Here is a 17998-nt window from a genome sequence, read left to right on the forward strand (position 1 = left end):
TGCCCACGGTCGAGGCGCGCATGTACGAGAGCCGGGCGAGCCGACTGCCCACGCCAAAGTCCCCGTGCAAGCGAGGCCCCGTACAAGAAGAGGGGCGGCGACTGGCGCGGCTACCAGGTCCTCACCATCCCCGGCGGCATGGCCGGCGACGGCAAGGCGGACCTGTTCGCCACACAGGGGTCGCACGCCATCACGGCCGAGGAGATCGCCCGCCTCGCGGACGGGCGGCTCGGAGCGGTGCAGGTGCGACTCGTCGCGGTGGCGGCCACGGACGCGATCCGATCGCGCCGGAGACCTGGGCGGACACGGAAGCACGCGTCACCGGCGAGGGCTGCGTCTCCAGGAGTTTTTCCACCGTCAGAGTTCCGGTGACCGTGTCGAGAAGCCATTGCGCGAGGGTGATGCCCTGGGGCCAGACCGCCCCCATGTGGTTGCACCACATGGGGGCGGCGGGGTCGCGGAAGTCGGCGATCGACCAGATGGTGCAGCCCCAGTCATGGAGCAGTACGAAACCGGCTGGGATCTTGCCGGACGGGTCCGGGCCCTCCTGGTGCAGGTCGGTGATGTCGTAGAAGTTGCCCTGGGGGCGACCTCCGCGTACGCCGAGGATTCCCTGGCCGGGGCCGAAACCTCCGTTGGTCACCTCGCTGTACAGGCGCCGCAGCAGCGGGGGCAGCGGGCAACCGATGCTCGCCTCCGCCTCGGCGAGAGCCTGCGGCGTCGCCGGCGGCAGGACCCGTCCCGTCACGTGCCGCCGCACCGCCTCCACGACGTCGTCATCCGTCACCGCGGAACGGTAACCCCTGGGCGCGGCACCCCCATTGTCAGTGGTCGCCCTTACATTTCGATCAGTGAGGACCTGCCGGAACGGCCGCGGGTCCGTCCTGGGGAGGGGTCTGCCATGACCACGGCGTCCGCGGTGTCGACGACGTATCTGGAGCTGTCGCAGGAGGGCGGCGGCGCCCACAAGTTCTACGAGGTGACCGTCGACGGAACCGTGGTGACGGTGCGGTACGGCAGGATCGGCGCCGCCGGGCAGGTCCAGACGACGACCTTCCCGACCGCCGAGAAGGCCAGGGCGGCGGCCGCGAAGAAGGTGGGGGAGAAGGTCCGCAAGGGATACGCCCCGGCGGTCCAGGGGCAGCGTGCCCCACGCCCGGTGACCCGGCGTCAGGTCAGCTCGGCCCCGTCCACCGCGCGGGCGGTGGCGCCCGTGCTGTGGCGGTTCCGCACCGGCTCGGCTGCCTTCGGCATCCACGTCGACGACGAACACTGCTGGGTCGGCAATCAGGCGGGTGACGTCTACACCCTCGGCCACGACGGCGCCGTCCTCGCCCGGTTCGGCCTGCCGGACGGGGTGAAGTGCCTGGTCGCCGACGACTTCTGGATCTACGCGGGCTGCGACGACGGCAAGGTCTACGACCTCTCCTCCAAGCTGCCCTTCGCCGCGTACGACATCGCCGCCGACGTCGACATCTTCTGGCTCGACATCCACGAAGGCATCCTGAACGTGTCGGACCGCGAGGGCCGGCTCACTGTCATCGACCACGAGGACGAACACCAGTGGGCCCGCCGCAGCCAGGGCGAACACGCCTGGATGGTGCGCGCCGACGACCGTGCCGTCTACCACGGCCACCACCGGGGCGTCACCGCCTACGCGCCCGACGGCGGCGGCGAGTTGTGGCACACGGCCACCAGGGGCAGCGTGCTGTTCGGCTGGCAGGAGGACGACGCCGTGTACGCGGGCACCGGGCACCGCGTGGTCCAGCGGCTGGCGAAGGGAACCGGCACCATCGAGGCGACGTACGCCTGCGACGGTGCGGTCTACTCGTGCGCCACCTCCCCGGGCGGGCGGTTCGTCTTCGCTGGGGACGCCGCGTCGTCGGTCTACTGCTTCGACCAGAACGGCACGCGCCTGTGGAAGCTCGGCACGGGCGGCGGCTCGGCGCTGTCGATGCAGTATCGCGACGAGCGGCTGTACCTGGTGACCACCGACGGCTCGCTGGTGTGCGTCGACGCGAGCGAGGCCGCCATCGCCGCGGCCCAGCAGGGCACGGTGCCGGTGGCGCGGGACGTCAAGCTCGCCGCCGCCCTGCCGGCCTACCAGCCCGCCACCGCCGTGGCTGCGGTGGCCACCGTCACGCGGGCACCCGTGGGAGCCGTCGTGGTCGAGTGCGTGCAGGACGGCGGCCGGCTCCGCGTGCATGTGGTGTCCGAGGGCTACGACACCTCCTGGAACGTCCAGTTCCCGCGGGCGATACGCGAGCCGGGCGTCCGCTACGTCGTGGACGCCCTGCACCCGGCGGCCGGCGGCTTCTACCGCGTCCGCGGCGACATCCGGCGCCTGCTGTGACGCCCCCTCACTGTCTGCGGGCGGCCGCCTGCATGCAGGACCGCGACAGACGTCGTCCCGTCCGCAACTTCTGTGCGGCGCACGGGCGTCGGGTATGTAGCGGTGCTCTCCGGCACAGCCGGGCGTGAGCCCTCAGGGTCGTACGCTCGCCGCCTCCGCCAGCACCTCCCGCGCCACCGGGAGCACTTCGGCGCGGTCCTCCGGCACCAGGCCGATGCGGGTGCGGCGGTCCAGGAGATCCGACTCGTCCAGGGCGCCCTCGTGCCGGACCGCCCACAGCAGTTCCGCGCGGGTGACCGGGTGGCCGGGCAGGACCCGCTCGGCCAGGGTGGGGTCCTCGGCCGTGAGGGCATGGACGGCCTCGGCCTCGGTGCCGTAGCGGCGGACCAGGTGCCGGGGTGCGGACAGGGCGCGCAGTCGGCCGGGTGCGGCGGCGCCGACCAGGGGCAGTGCGGCGGTGGGGGAGGGCACGGTGGGAAGCCCCCGGGCGGCGGTCGCGGCGTCCACGGCGTCCTGTGCCATCCGCCGGTAGGTGGTGAGCTTGCCGCCGACGATCGTCGTGACGCCGTCGGGGGACGTCAGCACCGCGTGCCGACGGGAGATGTCGGAGGTGCGGGCGGGTTCGCCACCGCCGCTGTGCCCGGAGGTGTCCAGCAGGGGGCGCAGGCCGGCGAAGGCGCCCACGACCTCCTCCCGGGCCACCGGGACGTCCAGGACCGAGCCGAGCACGTCCAGCAGGAAGCCGATGTCGGTCTCCGGCACCTCAGGGACGTCCGGGATCCCGCCCTCCACCGGCTCGTCGGTGAGACCGACGTACACCCGGCCGTCGCCCTGGGGCAGGACCAGGACGAAGCGGTTGGTCTCGCCGGGGATGGGGATGTGCAGACCGGCCGGCAGGGTGCCGAGCCGCTCCGAGCGCAGGACCAGATGGGTGCCGCGGGAGGGCCGGATCCGGATGCCCTCGACGAGGTCGCCCGCCCACACTCCGGCCGCGTTGATGACCGCGCGGGCCCTGATCTCGCCCTCCTCGCCGGTGAGTTCGTCGCGGATCCGGGCGCCGGTGCCGGTCAGCTCCAGCACCCTGACCCGGGTCAGTACCCGGGCCCCCCGCGCGGCGGCCGTCCTGGCCAGGGCGGTCACCAGCCGGGCGTCGTCGGTCACCTTCCCGTCCCAGGACAGCAGTCCGCCGCGCAGCCCGGCCGAGCGCACCGACGGCGCCAGATGCCGGGCCTCCGTGGCCGTCAGCCGGCGCGGGGCGGGCAGCACCTGGCGCGGCGTCCGCGCGGCCAGCCGCAGCATGTCACCGGCCCGGAACCCGGCCCACGCCAGCGAGGCCTGGCCCCGGGACACCAGCGGGGTCAGCGGCAGGACGAACGGCTGAGCGCCCACCAGGTGCGGGGCCGTGCGTGTCATCAGCACCCCGCGTTCGACCGCGCTCTCGTGCGCGACGTCGAACTGGGCGGAGGCCAGGTAGCGCAGCCCGCCGTGGACGAGCTTCGAGCTCCAGCGGGAGGTGCCGAAGGCCAGGTCGTGGGCGTCCACCGCGACGACGTCAAGGCCGCGGGCCGCCGCGTCCAGCGCGGCTCCGGCCCCGGTGGCGCCGAGCCCCACGACCAGGACGTCGGCGATCCTGCCGTCGGTGGCCTCGGCCAGTTCGCGCTTGCGGCGGTGTGCGCTGAGGGACGAGCCGGCGTCGGCCCTGGTGTGGCTCATGGCGTGAGGGTCCTCTCCAGGAGGGTGCGAAGCTCGCCGAGGAAGGCGGCGGAGTCGAGCTCCGGATCGTCCTCGTCGGTCATCGTGCGCAGGGACAGGGTGAAGGACTGCACGGTCAACAGCAGGGCGCGGGCCTGGCGTTCGACGTGCCCGGGGCGCACGGAGCCGTCCGCGTGGCCGTCGCGCAGCCCGTCGGCCAGCAGTGCCAGCAGCGCCTCCTGGCTCGCCCCGCGCCGGTCGAGCACATAGGGGAGCAGCAGTTCCGGATCGACGTCGACGATCTTGCGGAAGAGCGGGTGCGCCCGGAAGGCCTCGACGCCCGCCACCAGTCCGTCCACCATCCGGGTGCGGGTGTCCGTGCCGGAGCCGGGCTCGGGGATCGCCCGGGTGGCCACGCCGATCCACTCACGGGTCATCAGATCGCCGACGAGGGTCCGCAGATCCGGCCAGCGACGGTACAGCGTCATCCGCGAGACACCGGCACGGCGGGCCACGTCGGCGAGGGTGGTGCGGCGGACCCCGACGGCCAGTACACAGTCGCGCACCGCGTCGAGCACATGATCGTTGTCCGAACCGTTGTGACGAATAGGCGTCATGTGTCACAGTGTAACGTCCCGGGGATGGGGGGAGCAGACACCGTCGCCCCGGGCACGGCCCGCCGGCCGTCGCGTGAACCGAGCACACCGAGCACACCGACCTGTGAGGACGACCGTTCAATGGACATGCTGTGGAACGGCTGGGGCGACCCGGCCAAGGCGGCACCGCTGCCCGACTCGGTGACCGGACTGCTGCGCGACCTGCTCGGCGTCAAGCCCCGCACCACCCCCGCCCTCTCCCTCGAGGACATCGAGCTGCCCACCACCACAGCCGCCCCCGCCGCGCTCAAGGCGCTCGCCGAGGCCGTCGGCGGCGAGGACCACGTCCGCACCGACAGCGAGAGCCGCGTCCGCCACACCCGCGGCAAGTCCACCCCCGACCTGCTGCGCATCCGCACCGGGGACTTCACCGACGTCCCGCAGGCCGTGGTCCTGCCCGCCTCCCACGACGAGGTCCTGGCCGTCCTGCGCGCCTGTGCCGCGCACGGCCTCGCCGTCGTCCCCTTCGGCGGCGGCACCTCGGTCGTCGGAGGACTCGCCCCCGAGCGCACCGCGTTCATCGCCCTGGACCTGCGCCGCATGAACGGCCTGCTCGACCTGGACCCCGTCTCGCGCACCGCCGTGCTCCAGCCCGGACTGCGCGCCCCCGAGGCCGAGGCGCTGCTCGCCGGACACGGCTTCACCCTCGGCCACTTCCCGCAGTCCTTCGAGTGGGCCACCATCGGCGGCTTCGCCGCCGCCCGCTCCAGCGGACAGGCGTCCGCCGGATACGGCCGCTTCGACGAGATGGTCCTCGGCCTGACCCTCGCCACCCCCGAGGGCACCATCGAGACCGGCCGCGCCCCCCGCTCCGCCGCCGGCCCCGACCTGCGCCAGCTGATCCTCGGCTCGGAGGGCGCCTTCGGCGTCATCACCTCCGTCACCGTACGGATCCGCCCGCTGCCGCAGGTGCGCGTCTACGAGGGCTGGCGGTTCGCCTCCTTCGAGGAGGGCGTCGCCGCGCTGCGCAGGCTCGCCCAGGACGGACCCCGGCCGACCGTACTGCGCCTGTCCGACGAGACCGAGACCCTCATCGGCCTGGCCCAGCCCGACGCGATCGGCGGCGACCTGGCACAGAGCGCGGCCGGCTGCCTGGCCATCACCGGCTACGAGGGCACGGCCGAGGACACCGCACAGCGCCGGGAACAGGCTGCGGCCGTCCTCACCGCCTGCGGCGGCACCCTCATCGGCGCGGAACCCGGCGAACGCTGGGCCCATGGCCGCTACTCGGCGCCGTACCTGCGCGACGCGCTCCTCGACGTCGGCGCCTTCGCCGAAACCCTGGAGACGGCCGCCTTCTGGTCCCGCGTCCCCGACCTCTACACGGCCGTGCGCACCGCGCTCACCGACACCCTCACCGCGGCCGGCACCCCGCCCCTGGTCATGTGTCACGTCTCCCACGTGTACGAGAACGGCGCCTCGCTGTACTTCACGGTCGTCAGCGCCCAGGGCGAGGACCCGGTGGCCCACTGGGCAACCGCCAAGCATGCGGCCAACGAGGCCGTACTCGCGGCCGGCGGCACCATCTCCCACCACCATGGAGTCGGCACCGACCACCGTGACTGGTACGTCCGCGAGGCCGGACCGCTCGGCATCGCGGCCCTGCGCGCCGTCAAGCACCGCCTGGACCCCGAGGGCCTGCTCAACCCCGGCGTCCTGCTCCCCACCGACTGACCCCCGATCCGCCGACCGACCCACCCGATCCGCCTGCCTCGGAGGCACACCCGATGCGACAGTTCACCGCCGTCGTCAACCCCACCGCGGGCGGCTCCACCGGAGCGGCGACCCTCCTGCACCTGGCCCGGCTGCTGCGCGAGGCCGGAGCCGAGCTGGAGACGGAGTACAGCCACAGCCTCACCCACGCCCAGGACATCGCCCGCCGTGCCGGCGAGCGCGGCCGGATCGTCCTGGCGGTCGGCGGCGACGGCATCGCCGGCGGCATCGGCGGCGCACTCAGCGGCACCGGAACCGTCCTCGGTCTGGTGCCCGCGGGACGCGGCAACGACTTCGCCCGCGCCCTGGAACTGCCCGCCGACCCCGCCGCACTCGCCGGCATCCTGCTGCACGCCGAGCCCCGGCCGGTCGACACCATCGAGGTGGAGTCGGCCGTCCACCCGCGCACCGTCGTCCTGGGCAGCGTCTACGCCGGCGTGGACGCGGTGGCCAACCTGCACGCCAACCACGCCCGGCTGCTGCGCGGCGCCGCCTCCTACTACGCGGGCGGCCTGCGCGCCGTCACCACCTGGCGCGCGGCCGACTACCGCGTCACCGTCGACGGCGAGGAACACACCCACCGCGGCTACACCGTCGTGGCCGCCAACTCCCCCTACTACGGTTCCGGCCGGCTCATCGCCCCCGACGCGCGCGTCGACGACGGCCTGCTGGACGTCGTGATGATCCGCGAGGCACCGCGCTGGCTCTTCTTCACCCTCATGAACGAGCTGAAGACGGGGGCCCATGTGCACCGCCCCGAGGTGCGCGTGCTGCGTGGCAGGGAACTGCGCATCGAGGCGAACCGGCCCGTCCCCTACGGCGCGGACGGCGAGGTCGACGCGACCCTGCCGGTCACGGTGCGGGTACGGCCAGGAGACCTGCCGGTGCTGTACTGACCTCGCTCACCGTTCGTGGACCCCGTACCTCCGGGGGCCGGCGCAGCCACCCGATGTCAGACCCCGACCGCGCCGTCGATCCGTTCGCGGATCAGGTCGGCGTGTCCGTTGTGACGCGCGTACTCCTCGATCATGTGGATGAGCACCCAGCGCAGGGAGACTGTGCCCCGCCAGGCGTCGTGGCCCTCGACGTCGAGATGCGGAGCCTCGGCGACGAACGCTTCCGCGAAGGCCACTTCCGCGCGCCAGGCCGCCCAGGATGCCGCGACGATGTCAGGGTCGGGGCCGGCGCCGTCGAAGTCGCCCTCGGGGACCTCCGCGGAGGAGAAGCGCAGCTCGACGTCGTGCCCGGCGAGCACGGCACGGAACCAGCGGCGTTCCACGTCGGCCAGGTGCCGGACGAGGCCGAGCAGGGACAGCGAGGACGGGGACACGGACCGCAGGGCCAACTCCGGTCCCAACCCGGAGCACTTGAGCTTCAGAGTGGCCCGCTGGGCATCCAGCACGGCCACCAGCATGTTCCGCTCGTCACCGGTCGCTGGGCCGCTGAACCGCTGCTCGCCGGCGGTTCCGGTGAACAGTTCGATGCGTCGGTCGGGAATCTTCATGGCTCCATCCTCGTCGCCGGGGACCGTGCCCGTAACCCGCTCTGGGATTCCGCGACGTGAGCGGCTCACCCGGGGCATGGGGGAGGTCATCCAGCTGCGGGCGCATGCGGCTCGGCGACGGGGGTGAAGCGGGCCGGCGGGTGGTCGATCGGCAGGTCGGGACGCCAGGTGGTGAGGATCTGGGCGCTGCACTCGAACAGGTCCGGCGGCAGGGCGTCCAGAGGCCACCAGCGCCAGTCGCCGACGCTCTCGTCGGGCTGGTCGGCAGGCTCCCCGCGCCAGCGGGTCACGAGCGCGCCGATGGTGATGCGGACGACGTCGCCGACCTGGTCGAGGAGCATGCCCAGGAGGCGGACGTCGGCCGGCTCGGCATGCAGGCCGGTTTCCTCGGCGAGTTCGCGCACGACTGCCTCCTGCGGTGACTCGCCCGGCTCCACGGTCCCGCCGGGCAACTCACGCGTACCCAGCCGGTGCCGGCCCAGGAGCAGGCCCCGCGGTCCGAGCAGCACGGCGCCGACACCGACGGCCGCGCGGGGGACAGGCGGGTTCGGTGTACGGGGACGGGCGGTGATCCGGGCGGGTCGGTGGACCTGGAGCAGCCGGTAGGAGGCGTGATTGTGCTGCTCCGGCGCGTCCAGGACGGAAACGCTCTGCACCCGGAGTCCGTGTCGCTCGAGCAGGTCTTCCCACAACTCGGGTGTGAGCACCCACATGTGCACGGTGAGGTCGTCGCCGTCGGGCAGGCGCAGAATCTCCGGGCGCGGGGTGACGGTCGAGGTGGGGCCGTCGCCGTGGGAGTTGGTGTGCAGCACGGTGAAGCACAGCCGGCCCCCGGGTTTCAGGGCGGTCGTCAGGGCGGGCAGGAGCCGGTGGGGGTCGAGGAAGTGGAAGGTGCTGAGGGAATAGATCACGTCGTAGGGTGCTGCCGTGCCCAGGTGCTCGACGGCGTCGGCGTGGACCAGCCGCAGTCCCGGTACGTCGGGATAGCGGGTGCGGGCCCGCTCGATCTGACTGGGGGAGGCGTCGACACCGTCGACCTGCGCGCCGTAGGTGCGAGCAAGATGTGCGGCGTGCCTGGCCGGCCCGCAGCCGAGGTCCAGGACGCGCAGGCCCCTGAGGTCCCCGAGGATGTCGTCGCCCGGCCCGTTCGCCGCGGGGCCCCAGGCGATCCGGTCCACATCCGGCAGGGGCGTACCTCGCCGCAGGTGGTGTGATCCGTAGGCGTCCCAGGCGAGGCGTGTCCGCCGCTCGATGTCCGACACAGTTGCTCCAATGCCGAGTTCAGGGACGGAGTGCATAGCAGCGAAGTACGTCGAGGTCGACGGTTTCGACGACGGACCATCGCGCGGTGAGCGTTTCGGCCTCGGCGGTGGTGATCCCGAGGTGGTTACGGGGATCACTGTCGGGACGGCGGCCGGCGACTTCGGTGACGATCCAGAAGGTCCCGCCGGGTACCAGGATCTGCCGGACTCGGTCGAGGAAGGCCGGCTTGTCGTCCGTCCACCGGTAGACGAGACGGCAGGTGACGACCGCGTACGCGGGGTCCGGCAGGGTGCTCAGGTCGTCGGCGGTGAAGTCCATCAGACGCCAGGCCGGGCCGTCGTCGTGCTGGGCGTTCCGTGCGGCGGTGAGGGCGCTGGGGGCGACGTCGATGCCGGTGGTGCGGTATCCGAGCCGGTGCAGGTGGCGGGCGAGGGCACCGTCGCCGGTGCCGATGTCCAGGGCGGGACGCCCGCGGCCGGGCCCGACGTGATCCGCCAGAAGCGTGGCTTCCGCGCTGCTGACGTGCCGGTACCGGCGTCCGCCGGCCCAGAGGGACTCCCAGTGGCCGGTGGTGGCGGTGACAGTCGTCATTCGGCTCCTTCGCGAGCGGGCGGCACCGGAAGCAGGACGGAGCGGACCTGCCAGAACTCGGCTTACCCGGACGCCCCTCGACCCCGCGCATCCGCCCCCCACCCCACTCCCGGCGGGAGTTGTCTACCCGCGGGGTGCCGCCGTTCAAGCGCCCCGAGGGTGCCGTGACTCGGCCGGATCCTTGATCGAGAAGTGACATGGTGTGGTGCATGAGCTGTCGGCCCTGGGTAGGGGGAGGAGAACCCGGCCGGGCGCGCCGGGGGAGGGGTTGGTCGGTCATGACACTGGAGCCCGCCGAAGGCGTGGTGCAGTCGGTCGTCCTGTACGACGGACGGCTGCTGCTCGTCGAGGACGGCCACGGCTGGGCGCTGCCGTCCGGTACCCCCCAACCGGCCGAGCCGGCGGAGGCCACCGCGGCGCGCGTCGTCTACGAACTCACCGGTTACCTCGTCGACGGAACGGAGCCCCTGACCCCGCACGACGGGACACCGGCGGACGCGGCGTCGGCGGTGGTGTGCCAGCTGCTGAGCGAGACCCCGTCGGACGGTGCCGCTCTCGGGCCGGGGCAGGTTCGCTGGGCGCCGATCTCCGAGACCGCCGACGCCGTCCTCCCGGGAGCCGTACGCGAGTACCTTCGGGGACACACGCCCGCGTGACGGTCCTGCCCGTCAGCGGCCCGCCGCCGGGTCCGCCGTGCGCGCCAGGAACTGCTGTCGGTCGACGACCGCCCGGTCGATCTCGCCCGTCGCCACCAGCCGGCCCGAGCCGTCAACGGCCTGCACCGCGAAGGTGAGCCGCCCGCCCGCGACGGAGGCGGAGGCTTCCGCGCTCACCTCCACCCGGCCACCAACCGGGGTGGCCCGCAGATGCCGGACCCGTACCGCGGTGCCGACGGTGGTCTGGCCGGACCCGGTGAAGGAGGCGGCGGCCCGTACGGTGGCCGCCTCCAGCCACGCGATCAGCCGCGGGGTGGCGAGCACGGGCACATCACCGCTGCCCACCGTCACCGCGGTGTCGGCATCGGTCACCTCGTGCTGCATCCCACCACGCTAGCGCCGCCCGTTCCGGCCCGCCGTACGACGCCTCCTGCGCCCGGACCACGGTTCACCGGCCGGGCAGCTCCACCACGTCCACTCCGGCGCCGGTCGGCACGCCCCCCGCCGGCACCACCGCCAGGCCGTCCGCCAGTGCCAGGCCGCGCAGCATCGCCGGACCGTCGAACGGAAGCGGCGTCACCTCCTGCCCCGAGGTGAACACCGGCAGCAGCCGGGTGTCACGCGGATGCCCCGGCAGGGTGGAGCCGGCCACCAGCCGGACGGACTCGGTGCCGCGGTGCCCGCCGAGCCGGCGGAGCAGCGGCTCGGCCAGCGTGACCATGCCGGCCACCGCGGCGAGCGGATTGCCGGGCAGCCCGACCAGCCGGCGCGCCCGGCCGTCGGCCGTGGCCGGCAGCTCCGCGAGCAGCATCGGGTGACCGGGCCGCACGGCCACGGAGTCCACGAGCAGCCGGGCGCCCACCGACCGGAGCACGTCGTGCAGGAAGTCCACCGGTCCGGCGGCGGTGCTCCCCGTCGTGAGCACGACGTCGGCGGGCGAGCGGCGCACGGCCTCCCGGAGCGCGGCGAGGTCGTCGGCGAGGCGATGATGGCCGATCAGCTCGGCGCTGCAGGCCTGCAGCCACGGCGGCAGCAGCGGCCCCAGCGCGTCACGGACCCGACCGCCGCGCGGCACGCCCTGTTCGAGCAACTCGTCGCCGAGGACCAGCAGTTCCACGCTCGGCCTGCGGTGCACCGTCAGCCGGTCGTACCCGGCGGCGGCCGCCAGCCCCAGCACCCGCTCGGTCACGGTGGTGCCGGAGGGCAGGAGCGGCTCACCGGAGCGGCATTCCTGGCCGCGCGGCCGGATGTCGCGGCCTTCGGGCACGGGCGCGGGGGAGCGGTCGTACAGCAGGCCCCGCTCGGGCTCCGCCACGCCGTGTTTGCGGCGCAGTACGGCGGTCGCGCCGGGCGGCACCGGGGCGCCGGTGGCGAGGGGAACGGCCGAGTCGGGCGCCAGCGCCCCGGGCTCCCGGCCGGCCAGGACGCCGGTGTCGCCGAGTCGCCACGGGCCCGGTCCGGCCACGGCCCAGCCGTTCATCGCGGCGGTCGGGAACGGCGGCAGGTCGGTGAGCGCGACGAGCGGCTCGGCCAGCGCGTGGCCCAGCGCGTCGGTCAGGGCGCGGGGGACCGCGGGCAGCGGCCGCCCGGGGCAGGACCGGGCGATCGAGCGGGCCCGCTCCCAGGACCGCGCGGCCCGCAGCGAGTCCGGCTCGGTCCGCGGTCCGTGCGGTGCCGCGCCGTCGGCCGGATGCGTCCGGGATGCCGTCATGCGGGTCATCGTTGGTGAGCCGTCCGAGGAAGTCAAAGAGGTCCCGCTTGTCTGCCGATAGGCGGCGCCTATCCGATAACCCGCGCCTATCACGCCATCGAAAACACCTCTTTGACGTGCCTGCGAACAGAGGCGGATGCTGCCCCGCAGTGCCCATCGGACAAAGAGGCGGACCGGACAATGAGCGGTATCGAGGACCCCGGCGACGATCTTTCGGTCACCGCGCCCAAGCGCTGGGCGACCGGTGTTCCGGCGGTGACACACGCACTGGAGTACTCGCTGGGGCAGACGACCCTACGACGCACCGCGCTGACCCTGCTGAACATCAACCAGGTCAAGGGCTTCGACTGCCCGGGCTGCGCCTGGCCCGAGCCCGGTCCGGGCAAGCGGCACCGCAACGAATACTGCGAGAACGGCGCCAAGCACATCAGCGACGAGGCCACCTCGCGCCGGGTCACCGCCGAGTTCTTCCGCGAGCACTCGATCGCCGAACTGGGCGCCAGGTCCGACTACTGGCTCAACCAGCAGGGCCGGCTGACCGAGCCCATGATCAAGCGGCCCGGTGCCGAGCACTACGAACCGATCGGCTGGGACGAGGCGCTCGAGGTGCTCGCCGGAGAACTCCGCCGGCTGGACTCCCCGGACGAGGCCCTCTTCTACACCTCCGGCCGGCTGAACAACGAGGCCGCCTTCCTGCTGCAGCTCTTCGCCCGCGCCTACGGCACGAACAACCTGCCGGACTGCTCCAACATGTGCCACGAGTCCAGCGGTTCCGCGCTGATGGAGACCCTGGGCATCGGCAAGGGCAGCGTCTGCCTGGACGACATCCACACCGCGGACCTCGTCTTCGTCGTCGGACAGAACCCGGGCACCAACCATCCCCGGATGCTGACCGCGCTGGAGGAGACCAAGCGCAACGGCGGCAAGGTCATCGCGGTGAACCCGCTGCCGGAGGCCGGACTCATCCGCTTCAAGCATCCGCAGAAGGCACGCGGAGTGATCGGCCGGGGCACCGCGATCGCCGACCAGTTCCTGCAGATCCGGCCCGGCGGCGACCTCGCCCTCTTCCAGGCGCTCAACCGGATGCTGCTGGAGGCCGAGGACGAGCGCCCGGGGACCGTACTCGACCACGGCTTCATCGGCGCCCACACCACCGGCTTCGCCGACTTCGCCGAGCACGCCCGGAAGATCGCCTGGGAGGACATCCTCACCGCGACCGGGCTCACCCGCCAGGAGATCGAGCACGTCCACGACAGGGTGCTGGAGAGCAGGAAGATCATCGTGTGCTGGGCCATGGGCCTCACCCAGCACAAGCACGGCGTCCCCACCATCCGCGAGGTCGTCAACTTCCTGCTGTTGCGCGGCAACATCGGCAGGCCGGGCGCCGGTGTGTGCCCGGTGCGCGGGCACAGCAACGTCCAGGGCGACCGCACGATGGGCATCTGGGAGCGCATGCCGCAGACCTTCCTCGACGCCCTGGGCCGCGAGTTCGGCTTCACCCCGCCCGCGCAGCACGGGCTGGACTCGGTCGACGGCATCCGGGCCATGCGCGACGGCACCGCCAAGCTCTTCCTCGGCGTCGCCGGCAACTTCGTCCGGGCCACCCCCGACAGCCATGTCACCGAGGAAGCGATGCGCCGCTGCCGGCTCACCGCGCACATCTCCACCAAGCTCAACCGATCCCACACGGTCTGTGGTGACACCGCCCTCATCCTGCCCACCCTCGGCCGCAGCGACCGCGACATCCAGGCGTCCGGCGAGCAGTTCATCACCGTCGAGGACTCCATGAGCGAGGTGCACGCCTCCCGCGGTCGCCTGGAGCCGGCCTCCCCCCACCTGCTCAGCGAGGTCGCGATCATCAGCCGGCTGGCCCGCCGCACCCTCGGCGCCGAACCCGCCATCCCCTGGGAGGAGTTCGAGGCGGACTACGCGACCGTCCGCGACCGCATCTCCCGTGTCGTACCGGGTTTCGAGGACTTCAGCGCGCGGGTCGCCAGGCCCGGCGGCTTCCGGCTGCCCAACCCGGTCAACCGGCGCGTGTTCCGCACCCCGAGCGGCAAGGCGGTCTTCACCGTCAACGAGTTCACGATGCCGCACATCCCCGAGGGCCATCTGCTCCTGCAGACACTGCGCTCCCACGACCAGTGGAACACCGTGCCGTACGCGATGAACGACCGCTACCGCGGCATCCAGAACGCCCGCCGGGTCGTGCTCGTCAACCCCGACGACCTGGCCGCCCTCGGGCTCGCCGACCGCGACCGGGTGGACCTCGTCGCCGTCTGGCACGACGGGCTGGAACGCCGGGCCGAGGACTTCCGCGTCGTCGCCTACCCCACCAGCCACGGCTCCGCCGCCTCCTACTACCCCGAGACCAACGTCCTGGTACCGCTGGACAGCGTCGCCGACATCAGCAACACCCCCACATCCAAAGGCGTGCTGGTCCGCCTGGAGCCCGCGCGCTCGGCCGGCTGACCAACCGGAGCACCTGGGTCACGGGGGGAGAGAGGAGCAGAACCATGGGACGAGTGACGGTACGGCGGCGGGTGCTCCGGATCCGCGACGGAGTAGCCTCCGCCCGGCCGGACACCCTGGCCGCGGAGGAACCCATGGAGATACGGGTCGGCGGGCGCCCCCTCACGGTGACCATGCGCACCCCGGGCGACGACTTCGATCTCGCGGCCGGCTTCCTCGCCGGTGAGGGCGTCGTCCACGCCGCCGGCGACGTCACCGGGATCCGCTACTGCGCCGGCGCCACGGCGGACGGCGGCAACACCTACAACGTCGTGGACGTCGCCCTCGCCCCGGGCGTGGCCCCGCCCGACGCGTCGCTGGAGCGGAACTTCTACACCACCTCCTCCTGCGGCCTGTGCGGCAAGGCCGGCCTGGACGCGGTGCGCATGGCCACGAGGTGGTCCGTGGCCGAGGACCCGCTGAGCGTGGGCCCCGAACTGCTGGCCTCCCTGCCCGGAAAGCTCCGCGCGGCGCAGAAGGTGTTCGACAGCACCGGGGGGCTGCACGCGGCCGGACTGTTCACGGCCGACGGCGAGCTGCTGTGCCTGCGCGAGGACGTGGGCCGGCACAACGCCGTGGACAAGGTCGTCGGACACGCCCTGCGCTCGGACCTGCTGCCGTTGCGCGGCACCCTGCTGATGGTCAGCGGCCGTGCCTCCTTCGAGCTGGTGCAGAAGGCCGTACTCGCCGGGATCCCCCTGCTGGCGGCCGTCTCGGCCCCTTCCTCGCTGGCCGTGGACCTGGCGGCCGAGAGCGGGCTGACCCTGGTCGGCTTTCTGCGCGGTACGTCGATGAACGTGTACGCCGGCGCGCAGCGGCTGCAGCGGCAGCCGGTGGGGTGACGGGGGCTGGTGCGGGTCTGACGTGCAGCTGATGCGGGCTGACGTGGGGTTGATGGGGCGCTGACTTGGGCTGGTGCGGGGGCTGACGCGGGGTGACAGGCGTCGCCGGATCCGGGCCCCGCCTTCGGCGACCGCGGAGCCGGTCCTAACCATTGGCGACCGCAGGCCGAGCCGTCGCCCCTTGGCGTCTGGCGTTTGTGGTGCCGAGCCGCTGCCCCCTGGCGTCTTTGGTGCCGAGCCGCCGCCCCCTGGCGTGGGGCTGAGTCGCTGCCGCCCGGGGCTTGTGGGGGCTGAGTCGCCGCCCCTGGCGACCCCGGAGCTGAATCGCCGTCCCTGGCAACCGTGGGGCCAGGCTGAACGGCCGACGGCTGCGTGGAGCCGGGAGGCGGGCACGGTCGGCCGTTCCAGGGTGACGGCAGTGAACACCGGCTGAGCGCGCGTCCGCGAACGCCTCCGCGCCCGGCGCAGTCGGCTACCGCCCCGGATCCCCCGGTACCCGCTCCAGGGCGGAGGCCACGTCGGTGGTGCGGGCGATGTCCGTCAGCGCCCTCGCCATCATCGAACCCGGCTCCCGGGCGGCGATCACCAGGCCCACGGGCACGGCCGCGGCGGGCTCGACCAGCGGCACCGCCCGCATCCCGTGCGGGACACCGAACACATGGAGCCAGGCGTGCGGCACGATGGCCGCCCACTGGCCCGTCCTGACGTGGGCGAACAGCGCCGCCACGGAGTCGGTCTCCAGCCGGGGCGACGGCTGCGTCCCGGCCTGCGCGAAGAACTCGTCCAGGACCCGGCGGCCCTGCATCGCCGGGGTCAGCATGCACAGCGGCAGCCGTGCCGCCTCCGCCCAGGTGGCCGACGTACGCCGGGCCAGGCCGTCGGCCGCCGTGAGCAGCAGGACGTACCGCTCCCGGTACAGCGGAACCGTGTGGAAGCCGTCCGACACGTCCTCACGCAGATACGTCACCCCGGCGTCGAGCTCGAAGTTCTGCAGCTGCCGCAGGATGTCCACCGACTGCATGTCCGCGATGACCTCGACCGTGACCAGCGGGTGCGCCGCGCAGAACGGGCCGGTCAGCTGGGCGACGGCGCCGGACGCGGTCGGCACCGTACCGATCCGCATCCTGCCGCTCAATCCGCTGCGCAGGACGTCGACCTCGTCCTTGAGGGCGTCGCGGTCGGCGAGGATGCGCTGCGCCCATACGACGATGCGCTCGCCCTCCGGGGTGAGGCCCTCGTACTTGCGGCCGCGCCGCACCAGCGGCACGTCGAGTTCCTCCTCCAGCTTGCGCAGCGCCTCCGACAGAGCGGGCTGGGAGACGTAGCAGGCCTGGGCGGCACGGGCGAAATGCCGCTCCCGGGAGAGCGCGACGAGGTATTCCAGCTGACGAAAGAGCACGGCACGGGTCTACCCGACCGCTCCCCGTAAAGCCAATCCCGGCCCGCGTCCGACCTGCCGAGTGGGCACGGCCGCGCCATGCTGGAACGACTCGGCATCCAAGGACCTCATGTCTCCGGGACCTCATCAGGAGGCGGACTCCCGTGATCGAACCGCAGCCCGTCATCGTCCCGCCGGCCAGAGCGGCGGTGTTCCTCGTCGTCACCATCGCGCCGGGCGGGGAGGACACGGCCCGAGGCCTCCTCGAGGACGTCTCGGCGCTGCGCCGCTCGGTGGCCTTCCGCGAGCCGGCCGAGGAACTCAGCTGTGTCGTCGGCATCGGATCGCACGCATGGGACCGGCTGTTCAGCGGCCCGCGCCCACGGCGGCTGCACCCCTTCACGGATCTGGTCGGCCCACGCCATCGAGCTCTCGGCACACCGGGCGATCTCCTTTTCCATGTCCGCTCCCACCGTATGGACCTCTGCTTCGAACTGGCCCGGCTGCTGTGCGAGCGACTCGGGGAAGAGGCCACCGTGGTCGACGAGGTGCACGGCTTCAAATTCTTCGACGAACGCGACCTGCTCGGTTTCGTGGACGGCAGCGAGAACCCTGAGGGAAACGTCGCGGCCGACGCCGTGTTCATCGGCGAGGAGGACGCGGAATTCGCGGGCGGCAGCTATGTGATCGTGCAGAAATACCTGCACGACATGACCGCCTGGAACGCCCTGTCGGTCGAGGAACAGAACCTGGTCATCGGGCGCACCAAACTGGCCAACATCGAACTCCCCGACGATGTGAAGCCCGCCGATTCCCATGTCGCACTCACCACCATCACCGACGAGAACGGCGACGAACGCAAGATCGTGCGGGAGAACATGCCCTTCGGCACCATCGGCCAAGGGGATTTCGGCACCTACTTCATCGGATATGCCCGTACCCCGGACGTGACGGAGGAGATGCTGAGAAACATGTTCCTCGGCCGGCATCCGGGTCACCACGACCGGATTCTCGATTTCTCGGTGCCGGTCACGGGCTGCCTCTTCCATGTGCCCACCGTCACCTTTCTCGACGACCTGCCCGCCGCCCCGCCCGGCTCGTGACTCAGCGTTACGGGAGCAGTCACGT

General features: G+C 72.6%; 16 protein-coding genes. 7 read left to right on the top strand and 9 right to left on the bottom strand.

The annotated features are described in order from the left end of the window. Positions 1 to 190 precede the first annotated feature (190 nt). Positions 191 to 787 (bottom strand): SMI1/KNR4 family protein, encoded by a 597-nt coding sequence (locus SRB17_RS11885; RefSeq protein ID WP_153537456.1) that lies wholly within the window; start codon positions 785 to 787, stop codon positions 191 to 193. Positions 788 to 901: 114 nt separating this feature from the next. Between SRB17_RS11885 and SRB17_RS11890 the strand changes: the two genes are divergently transcribed. Beyond that, the gene (locus SRB17_RS11890) at positions 902 to 2353 is read left to right on the top strand and encodes a WGR domain-containing protein (protein ID WP_153537458.1); all 1452 of its coding nucleotides are present in this window, start codon (positions 902 to 904) and stop codon (positions 2351 to 2353) included. Positions 2354 to 2485: 132 nt separating this feature from the next. On the opposite strand, the gene SRB17_RS11895 is transcribed toward SRB17_RS11890, so the two are convergent. Together SRB17_RS11895 and SRB17_RS11900 are read right to left on the bottom strand one after the other, a co-directional pair. Further along, positions 2486 to 4066, bottom strand: a complete 1581-nt coding sequence (locus SRB17_RS11895; RefSeq protein WP_153537460.1) for a glycerol-3-phosphate dehydrogenase/oxidase — start codon at positions 4064 to 4066, stop codon at positions 2486 to 2488. Further along, positions 4063 to 4662, bottom strand: coding sequence for a TetR/AcrR family transcriptional regulator (locus SRB17_RS11900; protein WP_153537462.1), 600 nt, complete (start codon positions 4660 to 4662; stop codon positions 4063 to 4065). Before SRB17_RS11900 ends, SRB17_RS11895 begins: the two co-directional genes overlap by 4 nt. Positions 4663 to 4782: 120 nt before the next feature. Here SRB17_RS11900 and SRB17_RS11905 point away from each other — a divergent pair, with 120 nt between their 5' ends. Further along, the gene (locus SRB17_RS11905) at positions 4783 to 6375 is read left to right on the top strand and encodes an FAD-binding oxidoreductase (RefSeq protein ID WP_153537464.1); all 1593 of its coding nucleotides are present in this window, start codon (positions 4783 to 4785) and stop codon (positions 6373 to 6375) included. A 53-nt stretch (positions 6376 to 6428) separates the two neighbouring features. Next, positions 6429 to 7310 (top strand): diacylglycerol kinase family protein, encoded by an 882-nt coding sequence (locus SRB17_RS11910; RefSeq protein WP_153537467.1) that lies wholly within the window; start codon positions 6429 to 6431, stop codon positions 7308 to 7310. A gap of 56 nt (positions 7311 to 7366) precedes the next feature. Here the strand turns inward: SRB17_RS11910 and SRB17_RS11915 are convergent, their stop codons facing one another. The 3 genes from SRB17_RS11915 to SRB17_RS11925 all read right to left on the bottom strand — a co-directional run bounded on the left by SRB17_RS11915 (position 7367) and on the right by SRB17_RS11925 (position 9772). Then, positions 7367 to 7918 (bottom strand): DUF664 domain-containing protein, encoded by a 552-nt coding sequence (locus tag SRB17_RS11915; protein ID WP_153537469.1) that lies wholly within the window; start codon positions 7916 to 7918, stop codon positions 7367 to 7369. Between the two features lie 86 nt (positions 7919 to 8004). Beyond that, positions 8005 to 9180 (bottom strand): bifunctional class I SAM-dependent methyltransferase/NUDIX hydrolase, encoded by a 1176-nt coding sequence (locus SRB17_RS11920; RefSeq protein WP_323375318.1) that lies wholly within the window; start codon positions 9178 to 9180, stop codon positions 8005 to 8007. A gap of 19 nt (positions 9181 to 9199) precedes the next feature. Continuing rightward, positions 9200 to 9772, bottom strand: a complete 573-nt coding sequence (locus SRB17_RS11925; protein WP_153537473.1) for a class I SAM-dependent methyltransferase — start codon at positions 9770 to 9772, stop codon at positions 9200 to 9202. Positions 9773 to 10050: 278 nt separating this feature from the next. Between SRB17_RS11925 and SRB17_RS11930 the strand changes: the two genes are divergently transcribed. After that, positions 10051 to 10428 (top strand): NUDIX domain-containing protein, encoded by a 378-nt coding sequence (locus SRB17_RS11930; RefSeq protein ID WP_153537474.1) that lies wholly within the window; start codon positions 10051 to 10053, stop codon positions 10426 to 10428. A gap of 12 nt (positions 10429 to 10440) precedes the next feature. On the opposite strand, the gene SRB17_RS11935 is transcribed toward SRB17_RS11930, so the two are convergent. Together SRB17_RS11935 and SRB17_RS11940 are read right to left on the bottom strand one after the other, a co-directional pair. After that, on the bottom strand, positions 10441 to 10812 hold the full coding sequence (locus SRB17_RS11935; RefSeq protein WP_153537476.1) for a thioesterase family protein: 372 nt from the start codon (positions 10810 to 10812) through the stop codon (positions 10441 to 10443). Positions 10813 to 10876: 64 nt separating this feature from the next. Further along, positions 10877 to 12139 (bottom strand): molybdopterin molybdotransferase MoeA, encoded by a 1263-nt coding sequence (locus SRB17_RS11940; protein WP_153537478.1) that lies wholly within the window; start codon positions 12137 to 12139, stop codon positions 10877 to 10879. A 180-nt stretch (positions 12140 to 12319) separates the two neighbouring features. Here SRB17_RS11940 and SRB17_RS11945 point away from each other — a divergent pair, with 180 nt between their 5' ends. Both SRB17_RS11945 and fdhD read left to right on the top strand, forming a co-directional pair. Next, a complete protein-coding gene (locus SRB17_RS11945; RefSeq protein ID WP_153537480.1) occupies positions 12320 to 14611 on the top strand; it encodes an FdhF/YdeP family oxidoreductase in 2292 nt (763 codons plus the stop codon). Between the two features lie 44 nt (positions 14612 to 14655). After that, positions 14656 to 15492 (top strand): formate dehydrogenase accessory sulfurtransferase FdhD, encoded by an 837-nt coding sequence (gene fdhD / locus SRB17_RS11950; protein ID WP_153537483.1) that lies wholly within the window; start codon positions 14656 to 14658, stop codon positions 15490 to 15492. A 472-nt stretch (positions 15493 to 15964) separates the two neighbouring features. Here the strand turns inward: fdhD and SRB17_RS11955 are convergent, their stop codons facing one another. Continuing rightward, positions 15965 to 16891 carry a LysR family transcriptional regulator gene (locus SRB17_RS11955; RefSeq protein ID WP_323375320.1) on the bottom strand — a complete coding sequence of 309 codons (927 nt, stop codon included), beginning with the start codon at positions 16889 to 16891 and terminating at the stop codon, positions 15965 to 15967. Positions 16892 to 17034: 143 nt separating this feature from the next. On the opposite strand from SRB17_RS11955, the gene SRB17_RS11960 reads away from it, so the two are divergent. Next, positions 17035 to 17973, top strand: coding sequence for a Dyp-type peroxidase (locus SRB17_RS11960; RefSeq protein WP_323375321.1), 939 nt, complete (start codon positions 17035 to 17037; stop codon positions 17971 to 17973). The last annotated feature ends 25 nt before the right edge of the window (positions 17974 to 17998 follow it).

The sequence above is a fragment of the Streptomyces sp. RB17 genome, assembly GCF_009604455.1.
Lineage (GTDB): Bacteria > Actinomycetota > Actinomycetes > Streptomycetales > Streptomycetaceae > Streptomyces.

Excerpts from the sequence above, each read along its gene's own strand:
- SRB17_RS11905 (WP_153537464.1), top strand. The coding sequence starts at position 4,783 with ATGGACATGCTGTGGAACGGCTGGGGCGACCCGGCCAAGGCGGCACCG.
- SRB17_RS11915 (WP_153537469.1), bottom strand. The coding sequence starts at position 7,918 with ATGAAGATTCCCGACCGACGCATCGAACTGTTCACCGGAACCGCCGGC.
- SRB17_RS11895 (WP_153537460.1), bottom strand. The coding sequence starts at position 4,066 with ATGAGCCACACCAGGGCCGACGCCGGCTCGTCCCTCAGCGCACACCGC.
- SRB17_RS11930 (WP_153537474.1), top strand. The coding sequence starts at position 10,051 with ATGACACTGGAGCCCGCCGAAGGCGTGGTGCAGTCGGTCGTCCTGTAC.
- SRB17_RS11890 (WP_153537458.1), top strand. The coding sequence starts at position 902 with ATGACCACGGCGTCCGCGGTGTCGACGACGTATCTGGAGCTGTCGCAG.
- SRB17_RS11945 (WP_153537480.1), top strand. The coding sequence starts at position 12,320 with ATGAGCGGTATCGAGGACCCCGGCGACGATCTTTCGGTCACCGCGCCC.
- SRB17_RS11900 (WP_153537462.1), bottom strand. The coding sequence starts at position 4,662 with ATGACGCCTATTCGTCACAACGGTTCGGACAACGATCATGTGCTCGAC.
- SRB17_RS11940 (WP_153537478.1), bottom strand. The coding sequence starts at position 12,139 with ATGACGGCATCCCGGACGCATCCGGCCGACGGCGCGGCACCGCACGGA.
- SRB17_RS11935 (WP_153537476.1), bottom strand. The coding sequence starts at position 10,812 with ATGCAGCACGAGGTGACCGATGCCGACACCGCGGTGACGGTGGGCAGC.
- SRB17_RS11925 (WP_153537473.1), bottom strand. The coding sequence starts at position 9,772 with ATGACGACTGTCACCGCCACCACCGGCCACTGGGAGTCCCTCTGGGCC.
- fdhD (WP_153537483.1), top strand. The coding sequence starts at position 14,656 with ATGGGACGAGTGACGGTACGGCGGCGGGTGCTCCGGATCCGCGACGGA.
- SRB17_RS11910 (WP_153537467.1), top strand. The coding sequence starts at position 6,429 with ATGCGACAGTTCACCGCCGTCGTCAACCCCACCGCGGGCGGCTCCACC.